Origin of the sequence: Thermofilum sp. (assembly GCF_038871435.1) — an archaeon.
Classification (GTDB): Archaea; Thermoproteota; Thermoprotei; order Thermofilales; family Thermofilaceae; genus Thermofilum; species Thermofilum adornatum.
The window spans coordinates 1-24606 of record NZ_JAVZIC010000012.1; the positions used below are offsets into that span (position 1 = coordinate 1).

General features: G+C 42.6%; 23 protein-coding genes. 14 read left to right on the top strand and 9 right to left on the bottom strand.

Translation table 11 applies throughout. The annotated features are described in order from the left end of the window. The first annotated feature begins 71 nt into the window (after positions 1-71). Positions 72-365 (top strand): hypothetical protein, encoded by a 294-nt coding sequence (locus tag QXT17_RS09450; protein ID WP_052886860.1) that lies wholly within the window; start codon positions 72-74, stop codon positions 363-365. A 96-nt stretch (positions 366-461) separates the two neighbouring features. On the opposite strand, the gene QXT17_RS09455 is transcribed toward QXT17_RS09450, so the two are convergent. Next, positions 462-1241: a hypothetical protein gene (locus QXT17_RS09455; protein ID WP_342815822.1), complete on the bottom strand. Its 780-nt coding sequence runs from the start codon at positions 1239-1241 to the stop codon at positions 462-464. A 412-nt stretch (positions 1242-1653) separates the two neighbouring features. Between QXT17_RS09455 and QXT17_RS09460 the strand changes: the two genes are divergently transcribed. The 3 genes from QXT17_RS09460 (at position 1654) to brxL (ending at position 7707) form a co-directional block, all read left to right on the top strand. Then, on the top strand, positions 1654-2313 hold the full coding sequence (locus QXT17_RS09460; RefSeq protein WP_052886857.1) for a hypothetical protein: 660 nt from the start codon (positions 1654-1656) through the stop codon (positions 2311-2313). A gap of 234 nt (positions 2314-2547) precedes the next feature. Next, on the top strand, positions 2548-6285 hold the full coding sequence (locus tag QXT17_RS09465) for an Eco57I restriction-modification methylase domain-containing protein (protein ID WP_052886856.1): 3738 nt from the start codon (positions 2548-2550) through the stop codon (positions 6283-6285). Between the two features lie 9 nt (positions 6286-6294). Beyond that, the gene (gene brxL / locus QXT17_RS09470; RefSeq protein ID WP_342815823.1) at positions 6295-7707 is read left to right on the top strand and encodes a BREX system Lon protease-like protein BrxL; all 1413 of its coding nucleotides are present in this window, start codon (positions 6295-6297) and stop codon (positions 7705-7707) included. A gap of 49 nt (positions 7708-7756) precedes the next feature. On the opposite strand, the gene QXT17_RS09475 is transcribed toward brxL, so the two are convergent. After that, the gene (locus tag QXT17_RS09475) at positions 7757-8653 is read right to left on the bottom strand and encodes a hypothetical protein (RefSeq protein ID WP_342815824.1); all 897 of its coding nucleotides are present in this window, start codon (positions 8651-8653) and stop codon (positions 7757-7759) included. A gap of 167 nt (positions 8654-8820) precedes the next feature. On the opposite strand from QXT17_RS09475, the gene QXT17_RS09480 reads away from it, so the two are divergent. The 4 genes from QXT17_RS09480 to QXT17_RS09495 all read left to right on the top strand — a co-directional run bounded on the left by QXT17_RS09480 (position 8821) and on the right by QXT17_RS09495 (position 12066). Beyond that, entirely contained in the window at positions 8821-9186 is a 366-nt protein-coding gene (locus tag QXT17_RS09480; RefSeq protein ID WP_342815825.1) for an EVE domain-containing protein, read from the top strand. Positions 9187-9433: 247 nt separating this feature from the next. Next, on the top strand, positions 9434-9652 hold the full coding sequence (locus QXT17_RS09485; protein WP_342815826.1) for a PIN domain-containing protein: 219 nt from the start codon (positions 9434-9436) through the stop codon (positions 9650-9652). Between the two features lie 444 nt (positions 9653-10096). Then, positions 10097-10855 (top strand): hypothetical protein, encoded by a 759-nt coding sequence (locus QXT17_RS09490; RefSeq protein ID WP_342815827.1) that lies wholly within the window; start codon positions 10097-10099, stop codon positions 10853-10855. Between the two features lie 68 nt (positions 10856-10923). Next, a complete protein-coding gene (locus tag QXT17_RS09495) occupies positions 10924-12066 on the top strand; it encodes a hypothetical protein (protein ID WP_342815828.1) in 1143 nt (380 codons plus the stop codon). Positions 12067-12073: 7 nt separating this feature from the next. On the opposite strand, the gene QXT17_RS09500 is transcribed toward QXT17_RS09495, so the two are convergent. The 3 genes from QXT17_RS09500 to QXT17_RS09510 are packed head-to-tail and all read right to left on the bottom strand — an operon-like array spanning position 12074 to position 18514. Then, positions 12074-13450: a hypothetical protein gene (locus QXT17_RS09500; RefSeq protein WP_342815829.1), complete on the bottom strand. Its 1377-nt coding sequence runs from the start codon at positions 13448-13450 to the stop codon at positions 12074-12076. Next, positions 13425-16331, bottom strand: a complete 2907-nt coding sequence (locus QXT17_RS09505) for a phospholipase D-like domain-containing protein (RefSeq protein ID WP_342815830.1) — start codon at positions 16329-16331, stop codon at positions 13425-13427. The genes QXT17_RS09500 and QXT17_RS09505 overlap by 26 nt, the downstream gene beginning before the upstream one ends. After that, positions 16331-18514, bottom strand: coding sequence for a DEAD/DEAH box helicase (locus QXT17_RS09510; protein WP_342815831.1), 2184 nt, complete (start codon positions 18512-18514; stop codon positions 16331-16333). The genes QXT17_RS09505 and QXT17_RS09510 overlap by 1 nt, the downstream gene beginning before the upstream one ends. Positions 18515-18641: 127 nt before the next feature. On the opposite strand from QXT17_RS09510, the gene QXT17_RS09515 reads away from it, so the two are divergent. Together QXT17_RS09515 and QXT17_RS09520 are read left to right on the top strand one after the other, a co-directional pair. After that, entirely contained in the window at positions 18642-20462 is a 1821-nt protein-coding gene (locus QXT17_RS09515; protein ID WP_342815832.1) for a hypothetical protein, read from the top strand. A gap of 194 nt (positions 20463-20656) precedes the next feature. Further along, positions 20657-20785: a hypothetical protein gene (locus tag QXT17_RS09520; protein ID WP_342815833.1), complete on the top strand. Its 129-nt coding sequence runs from the start codon at positions 20657-20659 to the stop codon at positions 20783-20785. Here the strand turns inward: QXT17_RS09520 and QXT17_RS09525 are convergent. After that, complete coding sequence (locus QXT17_RS09525; RefSeq protein ID WP_342783923.1) at positions 20774-21196, bottom strand: hypothetical protein; 423 nt, start codon at positions 21194-21196, stop codon at positions 20774-20776. The genes QXT17_RS09520 and QXT17_RS09525 overlap by 12 nt on opposite strands. Positions 21197-21291: 95 nt before the next feature. Between QXT17_RS09525 and QXT17_RS09530 the strand changes: the two genes are divergently transcribed. Further along, on the top strand, positions 21292-21417 hold the full coding sequence (locus tag QXT17_RS09530) for a hypothetical protein (protein ID WP_342783922.1): 126 nt from the start codon (positions 21292-21294) through the stop codon (positions 21415-21417). Positions 21418-21626: 209 nt separating this feature from the next. Here QXT17_RS09530 and QXT17_RS09535 read toward each other — a convergent pair whose 3' ends face one another. Further along, positions 21627-22085: a PIN domain-containing protein gene (locus QXT17_RS09535; protein WP_342783921.1), complete on the bottom strand. Its 459-nt coding sequence runs from the start codon at positions 22083-22085 to the stop codon at positions 21627-21629. A gap of 66 nt (positions 22086-22151) precedes the next feature. On the opposite strand from QXT17_RS09535, the gene QXT17_RS09540 reads away from it, so the two are divergent. After that, a complete protein-coding gene (locus tag QXT17_RS09540) occupies positions 22152-22385 on the top strand; it encodes an AbrB/MazE/SpoVT family DNA-binding domain-containing protein (protein WP_342783920.1) in 234 nt (77 codons plus the stop codon). Between the two features lie 131 nt (positions 22386-22516). Here the strand turns inward: QXT17_RS09540 and QXT17_RS09545 are convergent, their stop codons facing one another. Together QXT17_RS09545 and QXT17_RS09550 are read right to left on the bottom strand one after the other, a co-directional pair. Then, positions 22517-22705, bottom strand: a complete 189-nt coding sequence (locus QXT17_RS09545) for a hypothetical protein (protein WP_342783919.1) — start codon at positions 22703-22705, stop codon at positions 22517-22519. A gap of 70 nt (positions 22706-22775) precedes the next feature. Further along, positions 22776-23690, bottom strand: a complete 915-nt coding sequence (locus tag QXT17_RS09550) for a metalloprotease family protein (protein ID WP_342783918.1) — start codon at positions 23688-23690, stop codon at positions 22776-22778. Positions 23691-24097: 407 nt separating this feature from the next. Between QXT17_RS09550 and QXT17_RS09555 the strand changes: the two genes are divergently transcribed. After that, on the top strand, positions 24098-24364 hold the full coding sequence (locus tag QXT17_RS09555; protein ID WP_020963473.1) for an AbrB/MazE/SpoVT family DNA-binding domain-containing protein: 267 nt from the start codon (positions 24098-24100) through the stop codon (positions 24362-24364). After that, a complete protein-coding gene (locus QXT17_RS09560) occupies positions 24345-24503 on the top strand; it encodes a hypothetical protein (protein WP_187147022.1) in 159 nt (52 codons plus the stop codon). Before QXT17_RS09555 ends, QXT17_RS09560 begins: the two co-directional genes overlap by 20 nt. Positions 24504-24606 lie beyond the last annotated feature (103 nt).

Here is a 24606-nt window from a genome sequence, read left to right on the forward strand (position 1 = left end):
GATCCTCGATAAATCACCATGCCAAACAATTAATCGTATAAACTTAAATAAAGAGATAAAGATAGAAACATATGAGTAAGGAAAAAACGAGCGAAAACCGCGGCCCCGACAAAAAGGGAAAAGACCAGCCATATATGAAGCATCTCTACGACGGCGACGCGTGGGGCATATTCTACCTCCCAATAGACGACTTCGAGGCAGACCTCCCAGAGCTCGGAAAAGCACTCGACCACATACAACAAAACCACGGCGAAGCCACAGCAGTCATCCCAAACATAGGCCTCACAAAGGCAAGCCTCCTACTCGGAACCTCCTTCCAAGGAGTCAAAGGATTCGCCATAATATACAAAAAGCGTAATCTCTGAATTTTCAGGCGGTATGCATGTTTTAGGATTTTTGCCTACGGGGGACTAGGAGGGCAGTCCGAGGCTATTAGCGCAGAAGACTTTAATCATCAACAACTAGTTAATCTCTTTGCAATAAATGCCCCTCTTTTCTAATTCCCTAACTATGCCTTTTACATGCATCTTTCCCCTCACTATTAGAACAGTTTTACCAGAATTGACCAATTCAGTTGCTCTTTCCACCACCTTGGAATCACGAAGGTCGTTTGTTCTGTCGAGAAAAAGATTCCCACTGGCTATTAAAAGCAAAAAGTTTACTACACCGAAGGATATAACAACAAGTCTTGTAGGCGACCTCAACATTATCACCGATTCAATTACTATTTGGAATTCAAGAAGGAAAATTTTAATAAAATGTTCCCAGGAGAAATTACCATTTGCTATAAATATTATTATGAAGAGTAGAGACACAAAAATTATTGCAACAAAAGGCAATATAACTAAAAAAAGATTAAAATTCAATACTCTTTTGAAAATTTCTACAAAGATGCTCTTTTTCACAGCATATATATCATGAAAATTAGAGTCAGCTATTTCAAAAACTTTTCCTCTCTCCTTTGCCAGTTCCTTCACATACTCCATGTCTCCTTTAAATTGAAAACCATGAAATGCCTTGTAATAAATCCTTGCTAAGGAAAGGATTATCTTTTGACCTCCTAGCAAAAGAAGCATACCTAGAATAGCTACTATTGTAACGGGGTCTTTCTTCACTAACTCCCTCCAGTTCTTTGTGGAGAAGCCTTCGAGCAAAACTACATCCACCTTGTCCAACACATTTTCAAGGTGCGGTAACAATAAATGTATAGATCCGTAGATGTAACATTTGTCCTTTATCATTACTTTGACACCTTAATTATTCAAGTTAAATATTACAAGAATAATTTTCTGAGCTAACACTGAAAGTTATTTTGATATATTGTTGCTAAGAATATTTTAGCTCGATAATTATCCCTTATCTATAATATAACGCCTTTAGCATAATCCATAGATCTCATTCCATATTCTAAAGCTTTTCTAATTCCTGAAATTGTTCAGGAGTTTTGCTTTCTATAAAAGCTTACATGGTGAACGATAGCATTCAGCCTATAACGAAAGATTATAAAAAGCGAGCTATAGCGCGCGCTAAGCAACGAATACTCTTTCTGATCTTTCTAGAACCTAACAAGATGGTGAACGTCCTTTTTACCGCCTTTTAAGCTACCCGCAAAATCACACTTGAGAACTAAAGAAATCCAAAAGAGGCTAGAAAATGGAAAACAAACAAGGAAACAGCTACACAGAGTGGTTCACAGTCCTAAAGGTCCCTATACTAAAGATAACCATAGGAGACCAAGTATTCTTCTTTTCCCTTACCCGCAGAATCAACACCCCAGGCGAGCTATTCAAAGTTCTCAAAGAAGACGCCTGGAGAATTATAGATGCAGAGAAACCATACCAAGCCAATTTTTACGAGACAGCCCGGCTATTTGACTACTTTAGCGGTCAAGAAGTCCCAATAAGCATAGCAGTATTGACAGCAGAAGCCGGCTGGAAACAACATAGAGAAAAGACTAGGCAATTACCAATCCAATTCCATGTAACACTCCACGACAAAATATGGAACAAAGAAAAAGAAATAACCAGCCAAGGCCTCATCGAGATCTATAGAGTCAAAGCTGAGGTACGTATTGCCCCCTCCCAAGGCATCCCAGGATATCGACAAGAAGCTATAATTGAGGGCAAAAAGCTTGTGAGGCTATACGGTTTGTTCGCTACGGACAATGAACCATTCACACCAGAGGACGACCCTATTTTGAAGGAACTCTTTAAGCAAGTAAACATTAACAGTGAGGTTCCTCGTATTAAACGTCGGGGAGACAAGAAAAACTTGTCTGGCTATATGGATATCACTTTCTTCCTAAAAGAGTAGCAATCAAAGATCTAATAGACAAAATATACATGCGATATTCAAAGAAAACCTATAACAAAATAGAAAGACGCGTTACCTTGTGATGGTTTTGGAACCAATACAAGGAAGATTTTTAAACATGTTTCTACGATAATTATTGATGTGCAATAAAATATCGGTTATTTATGCCCCTTATGGAAGAACATTTGAGTTGTTCCTTTACATTAAAAGCAAAGCCTTAGAAGGGGAAAGAAAATGAGTGCACAAGTAAATTTCCCTCAGCTAGACATAGACAGAGTAACAACATGCATCAAGAATGCAGTTCTAAGAGCGGGAAACGAGGAAGAAGTAAGATACGGCGTCTCAAGGTGCATAGAAGACGAGATTCTTAGACCTCTCGGTATAAGCCAAATAGGCAGATACGAGTATACACTTGTCTCTGGAGCCAGGGTAGACGCACTATACGGCCACGTAATAATAGAGTACAAAGCCCCCGGAAAACTAACAACATCCCGCGACATACAAGGGGCAAAAGAGCAAGTCATAAGATACATAACAGAGGAGGCTGGAAGCAAACAAGAGTACAGCCGGTACCTCGGAGTAATCATCAGCGACAGGATAGCATTCGTGAGATACGACGCTAGAACAGACACGTGGCTTCTAAGAGGTCCCTATGACATCAGGAGAGAGTCCATCGTAAAGCTTATCGAGGCACTCAGGGGCCTAAGGAGAAAACCACTAGCCGTTGAACACATAGTTAGAGACTTTGGTCCAAAATCACCAGTAACAATGAGAATGGTCCGGATTCTCTACAAGAAACTCTTGGAAACAAAGAATCCAAGAACCAAGATACTATTCGAGGACTGGCTTAGGCTATTCAGACAGGCTACAGGATACAGCCCAGAGGAACTAGAGGAGCTCCCACAGCTTGTGAAAGAATACGGCTTGGGAGGCAACGTACAATACGACGCCCTAATATTTTCTATCCACACATACTATGCACTCTTGCTGAAACTCATAGCTGCAGAAATAGCTTATCTCTACGGAGCCGGAAAGTTCCTAAAATCCTATATTGCACAACTAGACGATTCGTATGCAAGGGGAGGAATAGAGGAACTCAGAGAAACATTGAAAGAGCTAGAAGGAGGAGGCATTTTTAGGAAACTCTTAAGCGTAGAAAACTTCCTAGAAGGAGACTACTTCTCATGGTACGTAGACGAACTCGACAACGAGCTCGGCGACGCAATTTCCCAGCTTATCAGACTCCTATCAGACTACGAGGTCGCCACACCACAACTAGAACCCGAGTTCGCAAGAGACCTACTCAAAAGACTATATCAAAACCTTGTCCCCAGCGAACTACGACATAAGCTTGGAGAGTTCTACACACCAGACTGGCTAGCGAACCTACTCCTAGACGAGGTAGGCCTCAGCATCGAAAACCTAGAACGCCTAGGTAGCGAAGACCCCTTGAAACCATTAGAGCTCAGAGTACTCGACCCAGCATGCGGCTCAGGCACATTTCTAATCCTCTACCTAAGCAGGCTAAGAATGTATGCAGAAAACCACCACATGCTAGACCAACTCTTACACTATGTCCTTGATAACGTTGTAGGCTACGACATGAACCCCCTAGCAGTACTCACAGCCCGCACAAACTACCTCCTACACATAGCCGACATCCTCACTTATGCAAGCGGCACAATAGAAATCCCAATCTACCTTGCCGACTCAATACTGCTCGAGAGAAAAACGGTCATGAGCACCTCAAGTAGCTCAGCATACACTCCAACAATTACCTATGTTTTAAGAACCATAGTGGGAGACTTCAAAATACCCGCATCACTCGTTCAAAAGGGATATCTTCCAAGCATCCTCTACGAGGTTTCAAGAGCCCTAGAGAACAAATATACTGTAAACAACTTCGAGAATAGAATCAAGTCCTATTATAATCTTGATCAGAAAGAATTAGAAGTATTAGTTAACTTTTATCAGAAACTCCTACAACTCGAAGAAGAAAAGAAAAACAATGTCTGGGTCGCAATCATACGGAATGCCTTCGCGCCAATTCTCCGAGGCAAATTTGACTTTGTTGTGGGAAACCCGCCCTGGATAAACTGGGAAAACCTACCAGAAACATATAGGGAGGCAAGCAAAGATTTATGGAAGACCTACGGATTGATGAAGATAAAAGGAAAAACTGGATTAGGCAAGGTCAAAAAGGATCTTGCTATGCTCTTTCTTGCAAGAAGTTTTGACCTCTATTTGAAAGAGGGCGGCAAGCTAGGCTTTTTAATGCCTTTTACTGTCTTCAAAGCTCAGGCAGGTGCTGGATTCCGAGAGTTCCTGGCATTCAAAACAAGAATAAAAGTCATACATGATTTAGTAACTCTTTATCCTTTCAGCGCGAGCGAGCATCAGAGCGGAGCTGTTAACAGGGTATCAGCGATAGTTGTCGAGAAGATCTATGATCTAAGTCAGAAAGAACTCTCCGAAGACAAGCAAAAAGCGATTGAGGTTGCCCGTAAAGCAAACATAGACGGGGTGCCACACGTAATATGGGTTAATCCAAGCGGAAGACCTATACCTCCGGACACCTCTCTTGATGAAGTACTCAAGCAGACCAGAAGATATAATACCCTCATGGTTCCCATAGACCCTCATAAGCCCGAAACTCCTTGGATGCAGATCACGCCAAAAACTCTTAACATTGTTAGAAAGTTTTTAGCTGGACAACGGTTCTACGAAGCACACGAAGGAGTTCTCGTTGGACTTAACCAGGTTTATTATGTTCAAGTTAGGGGAACAACTCCGGATGAGAAACTAGTCATTACAAATCCGCCGGAAACTGGACAGAAGAAAAAAGTTAGACAAATAGATGCTGTGGTAGAGCCTGATCTAGTTTATCCTCTTATAAGAGGAAAAGATATAAAGAAATGGTACGTAGGATTCGAAAATAGATACATCATCATTCCTCATGATCCTAAGACAGCTAGACCCATCCCTGAATTAGGCAATTCGGGCATGAAAGTAAAGTTCCCATTAACTTATCAATATTTCAATAATTTTAGGACTGAGCTCGAGAATAGGACTATACACAAACTTTGGGGTAAAGGCAATCCGTTTTATTCCGTCTATGATATAGGTACGTATACCTTTGCACCCTATAAAGTTGTTTGGAAGAGAATAGCTGGAGCTATAACTGGCAAGGCAGTAAGTTTTGCATGTAGCGTCGTTGAACATATTGAGGGAAAGCCTGTCATACCGGATGATGGCACAATACTAGTGGAAACAGATTCTCCTGAGGAAGCTTACTACTTAGCTGGGTTCTTAAATTCCCTTGTTTCTCGGACTATTATTGCATCATATACGTATGAGTTGAGGCAGGAGACTCATATAGTCGACTTTATTAAGGTGCCAAAATTTAATGTAACTGACAAGCTACATCTGAGAATTGCCGAGCTGTCTAAGAAGGCTCATCAGCTTGCAAAGTGTATATACTCAGAAGAGAAGCCAGATTATTGTAGGAATACTAAAGCAGAAGAGGAGCTTAGCAAGGTTGAGAAAGAGCTTGACCTAGCTGTGGCCCAGCTTCTCGGGCTTTCTGAAGATGACTTGAGGGACTTTGAGAGGCTATATGCTATTTTGTCTGGGGAAGAGCTACCTGTCGAGGAAGATGTAGAAGTTCCGCAATATCCAAACGTGAGTGTTTTGGGCGCTGTGATTAAGCCGGGGTTACAGTCCTTTGTAGAGGTTGATGTTGTTAATCCTAGCGGCGAGGAGATCGAGTTTCACTATGAGTTTCCATGGGGTAGCGGCTCTTTTAGGCTTGTTGAGGGGAAGTATAAGATTGATGTGCCTCCCTTATCGCCGGGCAAGTACAGGGGTGTTCTAAGGTGGGTTTGGCGGGGCAATGAGCAGTCTAAGGAGGTTATTGTCGAGGTTGAGGAGCATGAGGGGCCTAGGAGGCCAAGGACTCTTACGGGTCTCTAGGTGGCCTCTGTGAGTGAGCTCTATAACAAGGTTGTGAAGTATTTTGGGGACTATGCTGTTGATAAGAGGCTTGCATATGAGCTTGAGCTTTCTAAGATTCCGAGGTACGTGGCCGAGTACCTGATTGCGGAATTTATGGATGAGGGGGGCGACTGGCAGGGGAAGCTTAGGAGATTTATTCAGGAGAATTTTTATGAGCCAGAGGAGAAGGAGCTTGTAAAGCATAAGCTTGTGACTCAGGGGACTGTTAGGCTGGTCGACGAGTTGAGGGTATTTGTCGACATTGAGACTGAGACACGTATCGGGGTTATTCAGAGTTTGGATCTTTGGGCAGAGGTTCCGGTAGACATTGTCGAGAAGAATAAGGCTTCACTGGTCACAGGCATGTGGGGGCTCATAACGTTGTCCCTTTCTGTCGAAGGGAAAGAAGTGTTCGACAGAACTATTAACGCTGTAGTCGTGGATTTTAAGCCTTTCCAGTGCCCAGAGATAGACCCCAAATTGATGGAAGAAGCTAGACCTTATTTTACCCTGGACGAGTGGATTGAGGTTCTAATCAATACCATTGGTCTTGATCCAGGCGTGTATAGTCCAAGGCAGAGGATGCTCTTCCTTTCTAGGCTTGTCCCCATAGTTGAGTGCAACGTAAATTTTGCAGAGTTCGGGCCCAAGGCTACGGGAAAGACATATCTTTATAGGAATCTGAGCAATTATGTAAGGATCATTTCTGGCGGGAATATATCTCCGGCTATGCTTTTCTACAACTTGAGGACAAGGGTTCCAGGAGAGCTCGCGGTCAAAGATGCGGTTGTATTCGACGAGATTAGCAAGGTTAGGTTTAGCAGCTCAGAGGAAATGATGGGGAAGCTCAAGGACTATATGGAGAGCGGCATGTATGAGAGGGGAGACAAGAATGTGATGTCAGATAGCTCGCTGGTTTTCATGGGAAACATCACTGTAGAGGCAAGCGGGTCAGGCTACGTGCCCGTAGAGGACCTGACGTATGTCCTCCCAGAAGCAATGAGGGACGCCGCTTTCATTGAGAGAATTCACGGCCTTGTCCCGGGCTGGGAGCTTCCGAAGATCTCGCAGGCAAAGTATCATCTTTCAAAGGGATACGGCATAGCCTCGGACTACTTTGCAGAGGCTCTTCACTCTATGCGGAAAGAAAGCCTAAGTAGCCTCGTGTCCCAGCATGTCGAGCTGTCGGACAATTTCAAGATTAGGGACGAGAAGAGCTTCAAGAGGGTGGCTAGCGGCCTGTTGAAGCTCCTGTTCCCGAATAAACAGTTCGACAATAACGAGCTCAAGCTGGTTATCGACATGGCCCTAGAGTACAGGCAACGCGTCAGAGACTGGCTACATAAGATAGACCCAGGAGAATACCCCAATGAGAAGCTCTCAGCGAGAATTGTTGGCTGAGGCTTAATCTATTCAATCTATCTACCATATATTCGATTGTGTCTTTGCTTTACTTAAACGTATGGATGTATAATGGGCAAGTATCTTTAAACTCGCAACTCCTGCACTTCCACTCCTTGGGTGGCTTGGGTTCCTGACCCTCGTCGACTTTCCTGAATGAGTCTAGGACACGCAGAGCGTTATCTACATCCACGTTTGACTCCGATGTCTCTGTTTGTTTTTCTTCGACTATGTGAATTTGAACCCTTTTCCTTCGTCTCTTGAAGAAGTAGCCGTAGAGGTCTGCCTGCGCGAGTGCTACGGGCTTAATGTAGTTGTAGAGGAAGCGGCTACTCGTCGTCTTAAACTCATACACAAAGTCCTCTGTGATGCCGTCCGGCACACCCACAACGATGTAGTTGTTCCACTTGAAGTTCCACCTTATAGTGGGGTATTTCTCAGCTAGCAATTCTTGAAGGACCTCTCCACGCCTCTTTGCATCCAGCTCCTCCACCCTTGGATACAAGAGGTTCTCCCTTTGAGACCCTCTTTTCAGGGTTGCCTCCCGAAATTTTATTGTCTCTTCTTCCAATAGTTTTTCCACGTCGCTGAATTCTATATCGTCTCCTATCTGGAGTAGCTCATCTACGCTTGTAGGTTCCTTTGAAACAAGACCCAGCCGCACAGAATAGGTTATCCTGTCGTATAGATAGCTTGTAAAGAACATTAATTCATCCCTCCTACTCTTAAAAACCGACTTTACCGAACACCAGTAGTAATCAGCTATGTTGGCCATCCCCACAAATACAAGTCGATTTTCACCATATCCCAGTCTTTGTTTCTCAAGCCTGAGCAAGTCCAAAAGCATCTCTTCCAAGCTCTTCTTGTCCAGAAATTGGTACTTATCCCTAAAAGCTGACAACAGGAATCGAAGAAAAACCATGTCATAATCTTTTTCTCCGCTCACAAGGAACACCCGTCTATAATCCATGGTTCTCTCCTAAATAAACTAATCCAACCCCACAGCCACGTATATAGCAACACACAGCTCATCAAGCATGCATTGAATAGTTTTCGCGGAGCAGTAAGAAATAAAAATATATAGATCCTCTACGAGAAAATTTCTGAAGTTTCATGAATATCTGGACTCTTGTCGGAACGTTTGACAACTGGAAGATTGGCATCGAGAGGGGCGTCTGGGGCGTCAAGGAGAGAGCTAGGCCGCTCTGGGGCAAGATACAGCCGGGCGACAAGGTCGTCTTCTACGCCGTCAAGACGGGCGTCCTTGGCTATGGCACCGTGGAGGGCAAGTTCGAGAGCAGGGAGCTACTCTGGCCCGAGGAAAAAGAGAGGGGCGAGCCAGTATGGCCGCTCAGGCTCAAGATTAGGGTCGAAAAGGTCTTTGGGGAGCCGAAAAAGAAGCCGGCCAAGATGCTTGTAGGCTTCCCAATAAACAAGCTAGACCCAGAAATATTCAGAGAACTATCCGAAAATCAATAAGCCACTACAGGAATGTTTCTTTTGCATATCGTTCAGCGCATTGCCCTACAGCTAAAAATGGTGGACAGTCAACTTTTAACAGGTTACCTGGATAATCAAGAAGTTTTTTGAAATATTTCAATAAATTTAGTATAGGAAAATTTGTAAAACATTATTTTTTTCTTTGAATTTACATCTTTTTAAAATTGCATAGATTTTCGATAATGTGTTCTTCCTGAATATTACTAGGAACTAAACTCACCTACATATGTGTGGAATTATTAAGGAAGATGACCATCACAACGTGGAGTCTTCGACAAAGATTAACGTTGTAGTCGACGCTAACATATTGTTTTCTGTAATCATTTCTGGAAAGAAAAATGTTCGAAGCAAAATTCTTGATGTACTATTCAGTGATAATCTCCAGCTTTGGGCTCCCTTCCGATTACTCGCTGAACTCGAAAAGAACAGCGAGCGCGCGCGCTAGCAGTAGTGCGAGTATTGTTCTAGCAGAGAACGCAACATCAAGTATAAAAGTATAAGCATTCTTGAAATCCATGACCCTTGTCTTGCTAATAAGGGCTTCTGGAAAAATTATTTAGCATTCATATGAGGAAAAGCAGTATAAGAACGTTCCTGCAGCCATCCTGCTAAATTTTACCAATTGTTCTTCTATATGACCGTACATTTTTAATACTCAACATATTCAACCTCTATAATTTGATTGCCATGCCACTATTATGTCTTCGTTGTTTTAAATAAACAAAAACATGTTTCATCTTTCTTAGCCCTTTTTATTAATTGCTTCGAAAAACATATTACTGGATTGCAAAGAGTTCTTTTATCATAGGCATCACGGTAAACTTAATCTATTAGTGATACGGCTATCACTTGAAAACTATTAATAGTATCTCCTTAGGGGTTCGTATTGATGCCTTCCCATAGAGTTCATCAGAGATGCGGGAGCCTGATTGGCCTGCCCATAGATGTTGTGAGACACGTAGATGTTTTAATTGATACTGGCAAGTGTGGCAAGCATGACATCGGCTTGGAGATTTATACTGAGAAGCTGAGCGAGGAGCTAAACTTGGAGGCGGCTCTGGAGCTTGGAGTTAGGAGGCTCTTTGAGTGCTTGGGTGCTAAAGGTAAGCTGGGCGAGGATTATTTGAAGGCCGCGGCTCTGCACTTCTTGCTTGACTGTGTGGACAGGAGGATGAAGAGCCTTGGGACGTTGGTTTTCGAGGGGAAGGCGAGGGAAGCTCTAGAGGACTGTATCGAGTGGATCGATGCTAAGCTTAGGACTCAGAGCTATAGGTATTTCTTAGGCGAGGGTCTAGGGGAGATAGAAGAGCTAGTCGTCTCTATGCGACATTTACTAGATGAGCACGGCGCCGTGCTGGAGCGATGTGTAGACTACATTGCGGAAGAAAACAGGTCCAAGGAAACACCAGAGATTGGTTCGGGAACCATTGCAAGGCTCCTCTCGGAGGTCTGCAGAAGGCGTGGGATAAAGTGCCTCTTTTATGTGAACGGAAAACTCTTACCTTCAGCCTCTGCGGCAAAGAAAGCATTAAGCCCTCTCATGAAAGGCGAAAAAGTAGAACTTGTAAGCATAGAGGGGAAAATTCGGATAACTGCTAATAACAGCGAAGAGTTTTTCACTAAAATAATGGAGATTCTTGGCCAATGAACGAGAAGCATATTTAGCACGGCTTCGAGAGGAAAAAATTAATATTACTATACTTGTATAATTTTACGATGAGCTTAGAGAACTTTGTTTCCGAGCTAGAGTCAATGGGTTTTTCTGAAGAAGTCATACAAGAGGTCTGGCAGGCTTTATCAGATTTGTATATAGGAGTTAAAATTCCCTATGCCTTTGTGTCTAAGGGGTCTAGCGGCTTTTACTCTTCTCCGGCTAGAACAAAATATTGGCCATACAGCGATATCATTGAGAAGATCTTGTTGCAGTATGGCTTCGTTGATACAAGTAGCGCTTTTACCGTTTATACTCCTGAAGCTAATTGGTATTTCTTAGCCTTAACTGAAAAAGGTGTATCAGTTGCCCGGGAAGCTTATATGAGTAAACTCGAAGAAAGCCTCGACTTTGTTAAAGATCTCTTGCGAAGATACAAAAGGTTGGCGCCGATACTTTACTATGGGGCTATTTATGATGAGAGTCTTAAAAGGAGTTATTTTAATAGTAAACCTGTAGACAATATTAACAAGATCCTAAGATTTGAAACAACTTCGATCATTGATGCTAAAATAGGTAAGGCTCCCGAGCCGCCCCAGAAGAGAAGGACGTACCATACCGCGGATGAGCTGTGGGGTAAGGTTAAGGACATATATGAGATGCAACCTCTCGACATAGTTAGGGTAGCATTTCAGGCTACCGCGCAGACAAAAACAGTTACAAATGTTATCAACGAGTTCTTTTCGCCACTATATGAGAGACGCCTAGTACTTTTTATTCCATCTTATAATACAAGAAACGTATATACAGACTGGGAGCAGTGGTATGTTACAAGCGAATTTCTCGAGGTAGTCAGGGAATCCAATGTTGGGGTCGACCCAGAAAAGCTTAAAGAGTTCCTAACAGAATTTGTATCACTCTTCTTGCTTTACCTCGGCTCAAACCATTACACCAAGGGCGAAATCCTAAAGGCCTTAGAGGTCATTCTAGACGAGAACAAGGAGCTCGGCCTCTCATACGATGAAGTTCTCGAGCGTCTGCGAGAACTTATACAAGAAATTAGCTCGTCTACTGGTAGTATCTCCGGCTTCAACGAGTACGGTGAACCAGAGAGCCCACCTTTCATGGTAATGGATTGGGAGCGGCTGGACAAAGCAATGATGGAGTATCTCGAGCTTCTTGGCTCTAGGGCTCTTGCATTGGTCTAGACTATGTTTAAATGATATATTTTAGTTTCCATTTTTCTGCTAGTTGGCTCTGTGTAGTAAATGAATCTTTCCATGGGCCCTGTGTATGGGGTAGTATTGTTTTTAGAATGGGATCGCTGTTTCTTAGTTGCAAAATTTCTATTTGTGCCTCTATTCCTGTGGATTCAGAAAGTTGTTGGAGTTTGTTTATTTTCTTGTATACCTCTTGGATGTCATAGCCCTGTGTTAGGGATAACATAATTATGGGAGGTGCGAGAAGTTTTAATGTGTTTTTCTCTAAGATATAAAAATTGGAGGAGAAGTATTTTTGTGTAGCTTCGCCAATCATTTGTTCTTCGAGAGAAGAATATGCATTATTCTTTCTCCTTATAGAGGACAGATATCTCTGGACATTTTGTTGAAAAGTGGACTTCTCATGGGCTTCGCACTCAATTGCGTAATAGTGCTCGTATTCTCTTCCTTGGGATAATGGCGAACGGAAAGCAAATTTACTAAGTTTTCCACAGATGGCTAATGTCTCAGCAGATAAGGGATAAGGTATTTCTTGTAAAGCTAAGAAGTATCCACCGCTACCGTTTCTAATTAATGGGAACTTTTCATCAAAAATCATTATGCCGAGCAAGTGAGTCAAAACTGGGATACCATGTGTTGCATATTCTCGAAAGCGGGGGTCTGCAAAATCCTCGTCAGGCAGGAAAATATCTATTTGTTCATTCACGACGTATCCAGACGAATCGGTCCCGAAAATCGTTGCACCTTTTGATAGAAATCCTTTTAGTTGCATGTCTAAGACCTGGAATTCTCTTTTGTATTGAAAGTTTTTTAAAAGAACAGTCAAAGAGCAGGGTGAAATAAACACACGCTTAGAAGAATTCTGAGAAAAATACTCATGAGATAATAATGATAAAGGAGACGGAAGAACAATGCCTTCGTATTTGTCTTTCAATAAAAGAGGACGAATTAAACCAAAAAACATGGGGGTGAACATTTGTAAAAATGAGGAATCGATGTTTGTGAGCTTTCCCTGCGTAATAAAAGACCCGGGCAAGTCTTTGCCTATTCTTGATTCTTTTCCCTTCTGTTTCTCTAGTTTTTCTATGATAAAGGAAGAATTAGGGTCAATAAGTTGTTTGCCTGAAAATCTGACCGCTCTTATAGAGATAAAATGAGGCAACAGTAATATTAAATGATCATAGTGGCTAAAATATTCCTCTGCACTATATCTCCGGATAACTAGGACGAAATGTTTAAGAATGAAAACCAGGCCAGGCAGAATGTGCAGACCGTAAACAGGGTATCCGGGAGATACGTTTCTGCTGAACTTTTCGTCTAATTTTTGAGTGCTGTCTAAAATGTCTTTAACTAGCAACTCTAAAGGGTTCAACAAGCTCTTCCCTCAATTCCTGTCTTTTAATATCTTCTATATTTATTTGGGTCAAATTCTCGAATTTAAATGTATTAATGGAGCCTAAACTGCAAAGGTTTTGTGAGGTGATCACTTTGGCTTTATCATCTATGATGTAGTATTTGTAGTGAACAGGTTTCTTAAATGTGTAAATGTCTACTTTGTCTCTGGGAAGTATATCGGCGTACTTCATTGCGAATTGTTTATTTGTAAGGAGGATAACCTTAACTCCTCTCTTAGCAGTCTCTGCCAGAAGTTGTGCACCATCCTCGTCTAGATACGGAGAGACAGCGAAGAGACTTTTTTCAGCTATACTAAAGATTGGGGGGAGAATTATTTTTCCTTTAACACTTATTTCTGTTTTACGTCTAATAACATTCAAAAACCATGTAACAAGGTTCCTCGACAACACAATGTTTTGAATTAATGGCGTTGTGCATCCTTTTTCAAGCATTACGCAGGCAGTACAACCGTCAATACAGGTATTTATTCCTGAGACGAGAATAGCGTCTAGAAGACGCTGATGTAGTTCTTTAATATCATTTATTGTTCCCTCGAGTTCTTTTGTTATTTCTTCATCCCCCCCACTAAGAATCAGTTGGTTAAGAAAAGTAGATATATCGAAGACGAGTTCGTTCTCGAGGAAATTTTCATATCTTTGCTTGATCTTCTCTGCTATTGCGATAAGCTTAGAATCACCTTTAAATGCCTGTTCCCCTGCAAATTTCTCTAGATCTTTTTTATGGTCTTCAAGAAAACTTAGGGTTGTCTCTAAGAATTTCTCTATCATCTTGTCTAGAGACTGGAATTTATTTATAGCATGAGTGATAATATCTAAAGAGCCCCATGTACTATTTTCAGCGATGGCCACAATTAGAACGTTTCTCTGATTGTCTTGCTTATACAGGTAAAGTAAATTCTCCTGACCAATTTCTAACTCGGCTGAAACAAAAATCAAAAACAGATGGGCCAGAGTATGCCCCAGAGAGTTTACAAGAAAGTCCATCAGTTCATCTTTATCGACATTCTTAACGAATTTTTGAAAGTCAGAGATGATCTCTGTACTTTTTTGTTCCAGAAAACTGAAAGTATCCTGACCTTGCTTGGTCCTTTTATAAATATAGAATTTGGAAAGCAAGACCTTATCTAAAGTAATTTGGCGTTTTGGTGAACCTTCTTTTTCTTCTGGTTGTATAATTGGTATTTCAGGTTTTTGTGTAGAGTCCTCATCAATCAATGCTTCAATCAATCCTTTAACCAGTGGTAAAGGTATTTCAAAACCAATTATATTCGTGCGAGGAAGGTTTTTGTTTATTGTATGTTTAAATTCTACTTCTACAATTTGCCCTTCCTGTATTATAGAAGGCATGTACCATTGCGCTTTTTTGTAAGTTTCTCTTACAAATGCATTTCTAGCAAAAAACGGTTTAATAAATGAACGACCGGTGAATTGTTGAGGATGAGAAAGTTTCATATCTCTTTCGGGAACAACATAAACTTTGGGGAAGAGACGCCTGCTCTTGCTCCAATATTTACATTTGTCTCCCAGAGCTTTTGCGACAGAGCAGACATCTTTAAAGGGACAAGTAAAATCGTACGGATCAGTAGATAAACCGCGTCCTTTCCTGCAGTACCATACGTACCCAAGATTATTTACGCTGTATGCATTTTTTGTATGTTTCTTTCGTTTAACGTCTTTTTCATACTGTTTTTGAAGCTTTTCAATTAATGAATTTATTTCTTGTTCGCTTAGGTGGTCATATCTTGCAAAATAACCTGCTTTAGATAACTCTGAGAAAAGAGTTCTAGATCCATATTTAATGTAGACTGGAATTGTTTTTCCGCCTTTACCCATAAAGATTGTCATTCTAACTACTGGCGATTTGGATTGGGGACCAAGCAAGTTAGTTGGAGTAACACGTTTAAGCGTTTCATTTTTTTGATCTATCTCAATCATTTCATGAAGTTTTAAACTTGGTTCCATTACTACTCTTTTTCCTTCAACGAACCAGAGATAACTACCCACGATTCCTTTGATTTTTGTATGTATTGGTTCGAACGGAGGATAACGTGTGAAGAGTTCATCGAGGGTAATATTTTGTTTCTGTTCTTCCAATTCACTTGAAGGCTCAAATTCGAATTCTACTTCGCTGGTATAAAGCTCTCCTTGAATGTTTCTTATACCAGTAATTAAAGTGATGAAATCCTGAGCCCATATCTCAGTTTTAAACTCTAGTGCTTTCAAGAGATCTAAGTTTTCAATACGGCCATGCCATAATGGGAAGCTATTCACTTGGCGACTGAATTTGAAAATATTGTTTGATAGAGTCAAGAATTGTTGCAATAGAATACCAAAATTGTCGATAAACCCGAAAAGTTCTTCGCCACTTCTTCCACTGAATTTAGAAATCTTTCTGCTTTCTTCCTGAATACAAGAATGAGCTTCCATACATTCCTTCGAAATTTTGTTACATATGTCGTTGATTTCATTTAACTGCTTCAAGAAATCATCTTTTACATCTTGGTGCGTTAATAGACTCACTATGTTTTCTTCTTTCTGATAGTCCCTGTAAAAAGTGCTATAGTTTTGATAGGATTTTTCAGCTTCGTTAAGACATTTTTCTATCTCATCAAAGCAATGGATCAAAGGTGATGTGAAAGTCAGTTTGCGAAGATTCCTTTCTTGTTCTAGTAGCTTTTTTGCTAAGTCACTAATGGAGCTATGGTTTTGCTCTAATTCACTCATCTTGTTGATAATATCTTCACGGGATAGAAGGTTCTCTTCTATCTCCACGGTTCTTTTTGCAGTGAGTATTTCATTTAATGATTGTTTTAATTCTTCCCTTAACTTTTCCAGCACTATTGCTCACCAAGAGTACTTACTATTTTTTCTATAAACGTTCCTAAAGATTCTCTTGAAATTGGTCCACCACTTTTCTTACTCGCGTGTGTTTGTTCTCCTTTCTTTGCGAGCTTGGCAATGCTTTCGATAAGAAATCCTCTTTTTATGACTTGTGGATTTTCGTTGGTGACATAAAGAGAGTAGCCCTCTAAGCTTAATTTTGCTAAAGTTTCCTTGTATCTTTCATCATAAGTTTTCAGAAGCTCAGTGGGGGTCGCTTTCGCTAAAATAATGCCTAGAACTGTTCTAAGTGTTTCATCTCCTCGCCCTCCTCTTCCAATTCTTTGAATTAATGATACGGGATTGTCTAGTCCTACGTTGAGGATAAAGCTGACGTTTTTATAGTCGACTCCTAGTTCTAGCGAGGATGTTGATAGAACGGATGCACATTTACCGCCGTTTAAAGCATTTATAACTTTTTCCCTTTCTTTTTGTGGCAATTCGCTGTGCATTTCTACAACTCTTGGTTGTAGAGGGCCAAAGAGTTCTCCCTCTTCTGCCTGTTTTAAAGTATTTTCTCTAATTTTCGAAGGAAGGTAATGCCAGTATGAATATGGATCTATGGATGGTATTTCAAGTCTAAGGTGATCTTTTGGTTCACCTAACCTGAGGTTTTCTTCAAAACCGCTATGAAGACGCTTCAATTCTCGTATATTATTAACAAATAGAATAGATTGAGGCGGCTGAATATTACGCTGTTCATATGCATAGTGTAGGAAAGACATTAGGACAGCCCATAACTGGCAGTATGTGTTCCAAGAGTACCTAGGGTTCATGGAAAAGTAACCGAGTATAACGAGTCGATTTCCAGAAATTGTTATTTTGTTCTTCACGTGGACCTCTTTTTGGAAATCATATATAGCCGGTTCATCGTCCCCAGAAATTTTAGAAATAAATTCTTCTGGTTGTGGAATAGTAGCAGACGAAAAGACTAGTTTTATGTCGCCGGTAGAATGTAGATTCTTTAAAGCTTTAATCAAGGAAGAAAGTATTCCACCAGATAGATCTGTATATTCATGTATTTCATCAAAAACCAATAGAGAAGCATTCGCTAGAACGTTAACGTCTACGTCGGTGGGTGCATTGTCAATGAGCCGATTTTCGAGAGCCCATGGGTTTGTAGCGACAATGTCAGCCTTTCCTGTATCGTCTCGCAAAATTTTCATGAAATCAAATTTGTGTTGCCCACTTTCACAGGATACGATAATTTGGTTACCTTTGGCTGAGTAAATCAAACGTTTTCCGCATATTGGGCATGTTAAGCCACGGAAGGTATTTCCGACTAGGCCTCTTAAATATCTCGGTGTGTCTCCGTCTCTTATAGCAAATGTCAATTTTAAATTGTGATTTCTTATTTTTTCATTTGCTATATGCAGGAGTTTTATTATTCTCAGAGCCTGGTCTGCAGTTAGTGTTTTTCTTGGATAAATTAGAACTACTTTTTTAGACATATTCTTTTCAATAATACGCCATCTTAGAAGTAGAGCCAACATGTAAAATAGGTAAATCTCAGTTTTACCGCTTCCAGTAGGAGCTACTATGGCATGGGTGTTTTTGTTGTCAGATGTAAGCAACATTTCACGAAGTACAAATGATTGGAAGGGATCGAGCCCAGAGCCTTTGAGATACTCCTTAATTATTGAGGTATAGATATTAGAAACTTCTGTGTTTTCTTTGAAAAACAAATGGATTGAATCCCAGAGATTTTTTGCATTTCTGTCGACTGAATTTTCCGGTAAGATTGTTCTGTCTCGTTTTGTTGGGACTTTCAGGAAGGAAAGCGAAAATTTATATGTCAGAAGGTAGGGGGGATTTTTATACATAGTAGTTATTTGCGAGCTTCGGACAAGTATGTCCATGTGGATACTTCTGAGCTTCTCGGAGGTATCATCTTTAGGATTGTCGGGTAGTTTGACAAGGTATCCTTTTTGTAAAAGAATGCTGACTATTTTTTCTGGATCTGGGAAGTTTCTTTGACGTAAGAACTGCTCTATCTCCTCTTTGGAAATGTAATATTGGGGGTTTTTGATAGGATACCAATTCGCTTGATGTATTTGTTGATTAGGCGGGAGCTTGGCAATTTCAGGGGCTTCGAGCTGTGTTATGATGAGGTGGTAGGCTTTTATGAGTTCTTCGCTCATTTGTTTCTGTATAGTTTATGTAAATGGTAATATTTCAATATTTCTCCCCTTGTTGCTTGTTTTTCTTACATTTACATTTATAACCTTCTTATAAGTTAGGTTAATATCTTTCGTGGGAGAAAAATTGATGGTTGATGTGTTGCTTGACAGCGTTCCTCCTGATTTGGTTGGCGAGGCTGTTGCTAAGGCTAGGAAGGAAAAGGGGAGAAGGGCTCCGGTCCACATGGTTCATAGGTGGTGGTCTAGGAGGTTTAGCTCTGTTTATAGACTGATTTTGGGGTCTTTTTTGTTTGAGGATGTTGGGAAGGTTGAGGAGGGTCTTGACAATCCTAGGGTGATGAGGGAGAGGTCGTCTGGGAAAGTGTTTTTTGAGCCTTTTGCTGGTGGTGGCACGGGTTTGGCTGAAGCTGCTTTTGCTGGGTTTAGTGTGTTTGGCTTTGATGTGAATCCTGTTGCGGTGGTTGCTTCTAGGAGTAGCTTGTTTCTGGTTACGCGTGGTTTGCGTGATGGGTTTGTTGAAACAGCTGAGAATGTGCTTCGGGAAGCTCAGGGGAGGGCTTGTAGTTTTTGGGAGTTTGATGGGAAGCTTATTTCATATATTTTTGTGTCTAGGGGGCGTGTGCCTACGTGGTTGTCTACAAGCGGTGGGAAGCGTGTCTTGATGTGTCCTCGTTGTCATAGGGTTTTTTCGGCTGGAGATGTGTCTCGGGCCGTTTGTCCGCACTGTGGCGAAGAGTTTGAGGTTTCTAACAAGGCAGTAGCTAGTTTGCCTTCCAATGCTCCGGAAATAGCTGGGGACTGGAGGGCTTTTGCTGTGGAATTGAGGTGGAAGAAAGAGAATATTTGGTATCGTGAGTATGTGACTGTGGCCGAGTCTAGGAAGCTAGCCAGGTGGCTCAATGAGGGTGCCAAGAGGTCAAGTGAAGTGGTAAAAGGACTAGAAGAAAAATTGGGTAGCATCTTTGATGTGAAGGAAGCCTCTAGGCTCAGAAGAGCAAATATTTCTAGAGGAGATGAACTTTTTCTGCCTCAGCAACTGGCGTCGTATGTTGTATACTCAAAAGCTGTAGAGACTATTGTTAAGGGCGAGGATGAGAGGCTTCTTTTTGTTGCCGCGGCCAGCGAGTCTGCGAAGTGTTGTAGCTTGTTGGCTAAGTGGTACTCGCCTTTGGGAGAGTGTGTGCCAGCTAGTGGCGTTAAGGCGTTGTGGGTTCCAGAGTATACTGCTGTAACGAATCCTCTGGCTTCGGAGGGCCTTAAGCCGCTTGCTAGGGGCACTCTGGCTTCGGCTCTGAGGGCCCAGGTAAGAGCCAATTCTTATATTCATATGATTGGTGGTCCAAGTAATGCTGGTGGTAGGGTCAGCGTTGGAGACGCTTTGGAAAGTCCTTTTCCAGGACATGTTGACCTGGTGGTCTTGGATCCGCCGTATGGAAAAATAAAGAGTTATGCTTCTCTAAGTCTCCCACACTATTATGCACTCAAGATATTTGGAGGTCTCGTCCACTTAGATGGGTTAAATAGTTTGGACGATATCGAGAAGAGAGAGTTGTCGCCTGAGAGTCCCCAATTTCTGGCAAAATGGGGAACAATTATTAGGAAGCTTTCTGCCGTGACGAATAATGAGTCTCGTGTTGTTTTGATGTTTAACTCTGTGTCTAAGAATCTCTGGTTAAAGGTTATTGAGCCTTTCAGGGTGTATGGGTTTTATCCTGTGGCTATCTATTGGGTGCTTGGGGAGGCTCCTAGCGGCGTTACGGCTTCAAGGTTGAGGGGGATGTTTCTCATAGTGTTTAAGAAAGGAAAGGTGAATGGAAAGATTCACGTTGTTTACGAGGAGCCTCTCGATGTGGCGTCTAGTATTGTGAGCCTTGCCCCGGTAATGGAGGCTAGGGCTTTTGCAAGTCTTAGGGATGCTGTGGGAAAAGTTTACCCCAGGTCAGTTTAATGCTTGCAGAGTGCTTGGCGTAGAGTGTCGAGGGCTAATTGTAGTGTTTATTGTCTTTTCTATGCTTTATCGTGGTGTTGATGGATGGTTTCTCCCTGACAAGTTTTGAGGCTTTCTTTGCCTTGTGATGTAGGTTGGTATTGTCTACGTGTGGGGGAACTGGAGAGGATTATTGAGCTCTTGGATGCAGTTTGATGTTTTTAGTCTTTTGGGTCTTTGCCTGGGACGATGGCTCGTTGCGGGGAGTTTTGGCTTCTTATGAATGCGATGTAGCCGTCCCGGGACTGGAGTTTTCGGCTATGGGTGGCGGTCTATTGCTTTGATGAAGTGTGTGCTTTTTTGCCTGCGTGATGTTGGCATTGTCGCTTTTTTCTGTGGCTGGTCCGAGTGTTGTGCTGTTTGTTTTCTGCCTCTTTTTTCTTTGCCTCGTAATATGCGTATGCGCCGGCGAAGTATGCCTCTGTGACGGGGTCTAGGCTTTTCCACATGTCCTTGAAGACTTGTCTGCCCTGGGTGGTCACGAGGTATTTGTCTCCGCTTTTCTGGACGTAGCCTTGAGAGATAAACTCCTCTAGGATGTTTTTTATCGACTCGGGATTTATGGTTACGTGTTTCTTCTCGTCTATCAGTTCATAGGTGGACTCTATGACTCCTTTTATGGTTTCAAGGTCGAAGTCGTCTCTGTCTTCTGTGATGAGTGCAATTATTGCGCCGACGGTTTCGGGTTTAGGCATAGTGTGTAGACACCTCGACGCGGGCTGTGTCTTGTATATTGGTTTATGGTGTTAGAAGTATTTATTTCTAGCGCGGGTTGTCTATAAATTTTTGAATGGTAGGAGTCATTCTTTTTAAAGGATTTGTTGCCTTCAACTATGTAATAGTCACTGAGGATTTTCTCGTGATGTGGGGCCGGCTCTCTCTTGTAATGCTAGGTATCGCTTCTCTTAAGGAATAGTAGCTTTATGGGAATATTCTTGCCAGAATATACACGTAACTAGTAAGGGGCCCACGCGATGCTCCAGGAGAATCTTAGGGAGAAGGACGGGGGGTAGAGAGCCCGAGAGGCGTCTCGTTGAGGATTGAGGTTGGATGCCCTATTGTCTGTTTTTGTTGCTGTATAGCTTTTCGGTGGTCTTTTAAGAGTTTTGGGGAGGCATGGGTTTGCTAGTTGTGTGCTTTGCGGAGTAGTATGTAGTCGAGTTTGTGTGTTTTGCCGTACTTGATCAGCTTGGTGTCGGAGGTTGCAAAGGGTATCTTCATTTTTTCCCATATGGCTACGAGAATAGCGTCGTAGATATTTAGGTTTCCTTCTTCGTCTACAAAGTATTCTGGGTAGTCAGTTGTGAGGATAAGTGCTTTGGCGAGGGCTTCGTGGGAGAGTGGTAGTATCTTGATGTTCTTTCCTAGTGGGAGGTATCTGAGGAACACGGCGTATTTTTTGAGTTCATTTAGACCCTTGGCACGGTAGATGGGATATGCAACCTCTATGAGGCATGTTTCTGGAACCAGTAGGGTGTAGTGCTTCCTCAGCTCTAATACGTGTCTTCGATAAGCCGAGTCTTTAAAGTACAGCGCCCAGAGACATACAGAGTTGCACAATATGCTGGTTACCAAAGTAACCATGGTAATCTTTAATAACTAGTCTTTCACATAAATTTTGTGATGAAGCTCAAGCTCTATAAGGGCGGTGTGCTTAAGTTGCCAGCTGCGATTAGGCGGGAGCTCGGCCTCAGGGAGGGTGACGAGCTCCTCGTTACTATTGAGGGTGGGGCTATTAAGCTGGTTCCCTTGGGCTTGGTGGACCCGGTAGAGGTATACTCTAGCGAGCTTGGGGGCGTTGATGAGGATAGGGTGCTTGAGGAGGGGTTTAGGGAAGCTAGGAGTCTTGGCTCGCGGGTCCGTTTTGGGGGCGACGTGTTGTAGATATTGAGGAGGCTTCAGGAATAGAAGAAAAATTCTAATCTACGAATGCATCTTGCCTTTAGCTAGTTACCAACGTTTATTGAGTAGTTTCTCCAGGTTAGCTAGGTGTGTTTTCATGTATAATCTTCCTCCTAAAAGTTTGTAGAATTCTGTTCGGGTTGATCAAAGTTGCCAATAATGGCCTCGGTGTGGTAGGTTTCTAGTAGATCGAGGTAGACTCTTGTCGCTTTTAGATTTTCCTGAGCTAGCTCTTTTAGTGAATCATCGGATAGCTTTAGGGCTTTAGCCATGTTTTCCGCTGTCTCATCATCTAGAGCCATTAGTGCTTCGACTTAAAATGGATCAGAGCGCGCCTAAATTCTTTACACGTTGAACGCTGCATCCAGGCTCTCAGCTGGTAGTGTGACCAGCTTTGCGAGTGAGGCTTCGGTACCTTGCTATGCCGACTGCGAGTGCCGCCGCGAAGGTTGTTGTTAGGAAGAGGGGGCCTGGCTGGTAGGAGTTTTTGAAGCCGTAGGAGCTGGGCGTCCTCCAGACGTCTACTCTGAGGCTTATGAGCCCGTAGAAGTCGTAGTATAGCGTGGTGTTTGCTTGGGCAGAGTGCACTGCATTAATTACCTGTTCTGATGTGCTCAGAAAGGTCGCTAACACGAGGTTGGGATAGACTACAATGAACATCAGGAAGAGCACTGCCCCAGAAGCCCCCAGTGATCTCAGTAGCCTGGTGAAGAGTGTAGGGGGACAGTTGCCATAGACTGCCAGAGCCTGGCCTTCGTCCCGTATGATGGTGTCTCTATTGGTCGAGAGGAGTAACAGAGTGAGAGTTACATCGCCCGAGCAGCTGAGAATGTTGAAGAGGCTGACGTTAACAAGTACTCCTCGGAGGAGGCCATCCATGTGTGGAGCGAGGAGTAGAAGTGCTGGAGAGATGGCGAGAGGAGACAGCAACGTGGCCAAGTTTTTGTTCCGTGTCACTGGTTCTCCAATGGTGATGCCAACTCCTAACGGTATTCTCAGTCGGATTTGCTTTGGGAAGCTGAGTTGCATGGGATACTCGAAGAGATCAAGTTTCATTGCACGTATTCCGACAAGCCAGAGGGTGAGCGCGTGTAGCCCCTCGTGGAGTGGCAGAGTGAGGAGTAGTGCGAGGAGGATGGCTGCCGGTGAAAAGTCGAGGCTCGCCAGCGCGCCCGGATATAGGGCGAGCACCATTAAGTACCAAGCTGTAGCTAGGGCTGCGCTCATTCCGCACATGGCGTCCAAGTAGTCTGTCAACCTGATGTGGCAGGAAGGTGTCTTATCCATGACTGCTTCTATCTTCAACAGGGTAGAGCGTCTAAAATTTTTTGCATGATAGGAGCTATTTTTTTTAAGAGTCCTCTCGCGATGGGAGGCAGGTCTATATTGTCCTGCTTGGTTCCTCTTCCCTAGGGTTTAGTAGCTTCATGAAAATATTCCTGTCAGAAGAAATGCTTCACTATAAAAGAGCCTTCGCGATACCTTAAAGTGTATCTTGGGGACTGTTATAAAAGAGCAATTCGGCTACAGGGATGCTTTGGGAGTGGGATGTTTTCTCTAAGACACATATATTTGAGACATAAAAAATGGACAAATGTCTTTGAGAAAGCATGGGCGTGAGAGGCTAGCTCGTACCCGTTTTGGAGGGGAATGCTTTTATCCAGTTTTTTCCAGGTTATACCTGGTTGTGGCTGGTGGCCCGGATTGTTGTGAGGGTGGGTAGGAACTACGCGGTATACCTCCCCAGAAGAGTAGTGGAGGAGCTGAAGCTCAAGGAAGGGGAGAAGCTGGTTCTGACAGTGGAGGGTGAGAGCATAGTGTTGCGTAGGCCTCTTGATTTCTTCGAGGAGGCTAGGAGGAGTCCTAAGAGGTTGCGCCTGGCGCCTGAGGAGTTCGAGAAAACTAGCGTGGAGGCTCAGGAAGAGTTACTGGGTGTCCGCGATGCTCATGGTGTTACTTGACACGTCTTTCCTCCTCCCAGCCTTCGGCACGCGCTATTCTCAAATCTTTTTCATCTCCCTTTACAAGGGACTTAGCTATGCCGAAGAATGTCTAAAACCGCTCAGAGTTGTTAAGCAAAGCGTAGCGGCCGAGGTCTAGTTAGCCGGCTGGCGTAGGTGTGGAGGAGGAATTTGGTGACAAGATTTGTATTGGTAAGGTTGGCATAACTTTATTATTATTTGTAATAACTTTGTTATTCTTG

Coding starts and splice junctions, on each gene's coding strand:
- QXT17_RS09450 (WP_052886860.1), top strand. CDS start 72: ATGAGTAAGGAAAAAACGAGCGAAAACCGCGGCCCCGACAAAAAGGGA.
- QXT17_RS09455 (WP_342815822.1), bottom strand. CDS start 1,241: ATGATAAAGGACAAATGTTACATCTACGGATCTATACATTTATTGTTA.
- QXT17_RS09460 (WP_052886857.1), top strand. CDS start 1,654: ATGGAAAACAAACAAGGAAACAGCTACACAGAGTGGTTCACAGTCCTA.
- QXT17_RS09465 (WP_052886856.1), top strand. CDS start 2,548: ATGAGTGCACAAGTAAATTTCCCTCAGCTAGACATAGACAGAGTAACA.
- QXT17_RS09480 (WP_342815825.1), top strand. CDS start 8,821: ATGAATATCTGGACTCTTGTCGGAACGTTTGACAACTGGAAGATTGGC.
- QXT17_RS09485 (WP_342815826.1), top strand. CDS start 9,434: ATGTGTGGAATTATTAAGGAAGATGACCATCACAACGTGGAGTCTTCG.
- QXT17_RS09490 (WP_342815827.1), top strand. CDS start 10,097: ATGCCTTCCCATAGAGTTCATCAGAGATGCGGGAGCCTGATTGGCCTG.
- QXT17_RS09495 (WP_342815828.1), top strand. CDS start 10,924: ATGAGCTTAGAGAACTTTGTTTCCGAGCTAGAGTCAATGGGTTTTTCT.
- QXT17_RS09510 (WP_342815831.1), bottom strand. CDS start 18,514: ATGAGCGAAGAACTCATAAAAGCCTACCACCTCATCATAACACAGCTC.
- QXT17_RS09515 (WP_342815832.1), top strand. CDS start 18,642: ATGGTTGATGTGTTGCTTGACAGCGTTCCTCCTGATTTGGTTGGCGAG.
- QXT17_RS09520 (WP_342815833.1), top strand. CDS start 20,657: ATGTTTTTAGTCTTTTGGGTCTTTGCCTGGGACGATGGCTCGTTGCGG.
- QXT17_RS09525 (WP_342783923.1), bottom strand. CDS start 21,196: ATGCCTAAACCCGAAACCGTCGGCGCAATAATTGCACTCATCACAGAA.
- QXT17_RS09530 (WP_342783922.1), top strand. CDS start 21,292: ATGGTAGGAGTCATTCTTTTTAAAGGATTTGTTGCCTTCAACTATGTA.
- QXT17_RS09535 (WP_342783921.1), bottom strand. CDS start 22,085: ATGGTTACTTTGGTAACCAGCATATTGTGCAACTCTGTATGTCTCTGG.
- QXT17_RS09545 (WP_342783919.1), bottom strand. CDS start 22,705: ATGGCTCTAGATGATGAGACAGCGGAAAACATGGCTAAAGCCCTAAAG.
- QXT17_RS09550 (WP_342783918.1), bottom strand. CDS start 23,690: ATGGATAAGACACCTTCCTGCCACATCAGGTTGACAGACTACTTGGAC.
- QXT17_RS09560 (WP_187147022.1), top strand. CDS start 24,345: ATGCTCATGGTGTTACTTGACACGTCTTTCCTCCTCCCAGCCTTCGGC.